Origin of the sequence: uncultured Aquincola sp. (assembly GCF_964001545.1) — a bacterium.
Lineage (GTDB): Bacteria > Pseudomonadota > Gammaproteobacteria > Burkholderiales > Burkholderiaceae_C > Aquincola.
The window spans coordinates 1-3,390 of record NZ_CAXFDV010000156.1; the positions used below are offsets into that span (position 1 = coordinate 1).

A 3,390-nucleotide genomic window follows, 5' to 3' on the forward strand; every position below is an offset into this window, starting at 1 on the left:
ACGCTGGGCCGCACCGTCATCACCACCTTCGGCCGCGACATGGCCACGGCGATGACCGAGTTCCACCGCGCCGGCAGCACCGCCATCGGCCGCCAGAGCCAGACCTGGGTGCGCATGGCCGATGGCCAGTGGCGCGTGGTGGCCGCGCATGTGAGCCTGCTGGCGGCGCCCGCCCACCCACCGACCACCCCGGGGACCGCTGGGTAAGATCGATCGCATGCGCGCCGTCCCCAAGCCCCCTGCCGCTGCCGCTCCCACCGTGGCGCCTGCGGCGCCGCTGCGGGCCAATCTGGCCGAGCAGGTGTACGCCCAACTCAAGGCCGAGATGGACGACTTCCAGCTGGTGCCGGGCGACCGCTTCTCCGAGGCCGAGCTGGGCCAGCGCCTGGGCGTGAGCCGCACACCGGTGCGTGAAGCCCTGTTCCGCCTGCGCAACGAGGGCTACCTGGAGGTGGAGTTGAAGTCGGGCTGGTACGTCAAGCCCATCGACTTCAGCAAGCTGGAACAGTTGTACGACCTGCGTGTGCTGCTGGAGCTGGCCAGCGTGCAGCGGCTGTGCGCCCACACCGGCACGCCGGCCGAAGCGCTGGACACGCTCAAGGCCGTGTGGCTGGTACCGGCGACCGAGCGGCTGGCCGACCCGCGCGAGGTGGGCCAGCTGGACGAGCAGTTCCATGCCACGCTGGTGCGGGCCGCCGGCAATGCCGAGATCGCCCGCGTGCACTGGGACGTGACCGAGCGCATCCGCATCATCCGGCACCTGGACTTCACCCGCGCCGACCGGGTGGAGGCCACCTACAACGAACACGCCAAGATCCTGCGCGCCGTCATCCAGCGCAAGCCCGATCAGGCGCAGCTGCTGCTCAAGACCCACGTGGAGCAAAGCAAGGCCGAGGTGCGCAAGATCACCCTGGCCACGCTGCACGAAGCGCGCGAGCGCGCGGCGCGGGCGCAGCGCCGGCACGGCACCTGAGCGCCGCGCCGCCGCCGGCTACCAGCACACGCGGCTCAGCAACTCGCGCAGGCGCGGCGGCGTGCGCGCGGCCCAGGCTTCCCGGTACGAAGGGGTGAGCATCATCGGGCAGCGCCGCTGCAGCACCGGCGCCTGGGCCACCGCTTCGTCCCAGCCGGCGCGGCTGTGGGCATCGGGCCGCTGGCGCAGCAGGTAGGCGGCCTTGACGAGGCGCACTTCGGCAGCCTCATCCGACAGGTCCAGCACATGGGCGAAGAGGCTCTCCAGCTCGGCATCGTCGAAGCGCAGCGGCGCGTCTTCCAGCAGCAGCCAGGTCAGGTCCACCGTCATCAGAAAGCCTTCGCCACCCTCGGCGCGTCCGCTGCGCCACACCTGCCGCAGCAGGTGGATGGCGCCGGGCCGGTCGCCGCGCGCCAGCGCCAGCGCGGCCTGGCGGCGTTCCACATAGCCGGCCAGGGCATGGTCGGCCATGGCGGCCAGGTCGGCCTGCGCCTGGTCCAGGTGGCCCCGATGCAGGTGCATCAGCACCAGCTCGGCATGGGCGTTCATCGTGCTGTTGTCCATCGGGCCTTCGCGGCCCTGGGTCAAGGCCCGCATGGCCTCGATGGCCACCTCGTCGCGTCCCAGGCGCCAGTCCAGCGCGGCCCCCACCAGCGCCAGAAAGTCGCGCTGCGTGCCCGGCAGGTCGGGGCGGCCTGCCAGCTCGCTGCGGCAGCGCTGCGCCGCCTCGAACCAGCCGGCCTCGGTGCAGATGAGCAGCTCCGTCATCCGCGACCAGAACAGCTCGTACGCGTTGCCGCAGCGCAGGCACAAGGCGATGCTGCGCTGGATGGACTGGCGCGCCGCCCCATTGCGGCGCTCGGTGTTCTGCTGCACGCTCAGGTAGCGCCAGGCCCGCGCCTCGTACTCGGCGCGGCCCGAGCGCTGCCCCAGCTCGATGGCCTGCGTGACCGCGGCCTGCGCGCGCTGCCGCTGGTCGAGCTGCGACAGCACGCCGCACAGCCACAAGGCCGCGCGCATCTGCATGTCGGGCTGCTTCAGCCGGCGCGCCTCTTCCACCGCCAGCTCGGCCAGGCCGATGGCCGCCGACGCCTGCAGCTGGCGCGCGGCCACACGGGCTGCACGGCCCAGGATGTCCGGGCGCATCGCATGCGCGCGCGGCTCCTGCCGCGACAAGGCCAGCGCCTGCTGGAAGCTGGCCATGGCTTCTTCCAGGCGGTTGTGCTGGTGCAGGCCATCGCCCCGCAGGTCGAGCAACTCGATGCGCACCAGCAGCGGCAGGTCCGGCTCCGGGGCCGCCAGCAGCCGGTCGACCTGCTGCAGCAGCTCGTCGAAGCGGGCGCACTCGTACAGCAGCCGCGCCTTCAGGAGTTCCAGCTGCAGGCTGGACCCCACTTCGGGCAGGCTGCGCTCCAGCAGCGCCAGCGCCTGCGCGGGCTGCCCCGCTGCCTGCAGGCGCGCCACGCTGGCCATCTGCGCCTGCCAGAAGGCGTCGGTGCCGGTGGCGCTGACGTGCGTGTCCTGGCAACACAGCGCATCGGCCAGGCGCCGCGTGAGCTTGAGCACATCGGCATCGGTGGCCTCGAACACCGGCTGCCCCGGCGCCTGTCGGCCACGCCAGCCGCGCAGCGTGAACACGTCGTTCTGCCAGGTGAGCTGGCAGCGCACCGCTTCGGCCGCGCCGGTGCTGGCGCATACCTGGGCCAACGCATCCTCACCCTGTTCCCGGCGTTGCCATGCTTCCAGCACATCGGACAGCGGCACCAGGCTGATGAGGCCCGTGCCCGACACCCACTGGTGCAGCAGACGCATCAGGCCCTGGCCGGCCCAGCCCAGGGCGGGCAGGCCGGTGAGGTCTTCGATGGGCAGCAAGGCCAGGCGGCCGGCCGGCGCTTCATCCGGCAGCGGCTGCAGCAGACCGGCGGCCGCGGAAGCGCGCGCCTGGACATCCGCCTGCAGCATGTAGCCGACCCGCTGCACGGTGCGCAGCAACACGGGCTCCTGCGCATCGTCGCGCAGGGCGCGGCGCGCCTTCATGATGGCGCGGGCCACCACCGATTCACTGACCGCGCTGCTGCGCCAGACCAGGGCCAGCAGCTCGGTGCGCGACACCACCTTGCGCGGCCGCCGCGCCAGCACGGTCAGAAGGTCGAACACCAGGGGTTGCGCATCGACGGGCTGCCCGTCGCACAGCAGCAGGCGGCGGTCTACATCCAGCACGAATCGGTCGAAGACCAGCTCTGACATGGCAGCTCCCGGCAAGGGTGGGCAGGCCCATGACAGCGCGGGCGCAGGTGCGCGGCGTGCGCCGGCTCAATATAGCGCCGCCCGCGCGGAGCGGCTTACAGCTTGACGCGCGGCTTCACCGGCTCACGCCCGGTGACCGAGAACACGCCGCTGGCGCGCAGGATCACGCG

3 protein-coding genes are annotated in these 3,390 nt (G+C 72.3%); 2 read left to right on the plus strand and 1 reads right to left on the minus strand.

Features of this window, described 5'->3' with window-relative positions; genetic code table 11:
• Together ABNT58_RS05160 and ABNT58_RS05165 are read left to right on the plus strand one after the other, a co-directional pair.
• Positions 1–207: AtzH-like domain-containing protein (locus ABNT58_RS05160; protein WP_348752435.1), on the plus strand; the 207-nt coding region annotated here is incomplete at its 5' end.
• A gap of 10 nt (positions 208–217) precedes the next feature.
• On the plus strand, positions 218–973 hold the full coding sequence (locus ABNT58_RS05165) for a GntR family transcriptional regulator (protein WP_348752436.1): 756 nt from the start codon (positions 218–220) through the stop codon (positions 971–973).
• Between the two features lie 18 nt (positions 974–991).
• Here the strand turns inward: ABNT58_RS05165 and ABNT58_RS05170 are convergent, their stop codons facing one another.
• Complete coding sequence (locus ABNT58_RS05170) at positions 992–3,220, minus strand: winged helix-turn-helix domain-containing protein (protein WP_348752437.1); 2,229 nt, start codon at positions 3,218–3,220, stop codon at positions 992–994.
• Positions 3,221–3,390: the final 170 nt, after the last annotated feature.

Bases quoted from the DNA above. Each gene is read 5' to 3' on its own strand.
- ABNT58_RS05165 (WP_348752436.1), top strand. From the start codon at position 218: ATGCGCGCCGTCCCCAAGCCCCCTGCCGCTGCCGCTCCCACCGTGGCG.
- ABNT58_RS05170 (WP_348752437.1), bottom strand. From the start codon at position 3,220: ATGTCAGAGCTGGTCTTCGACCGATTCGTGCTGGATGTAGACCGCCGC.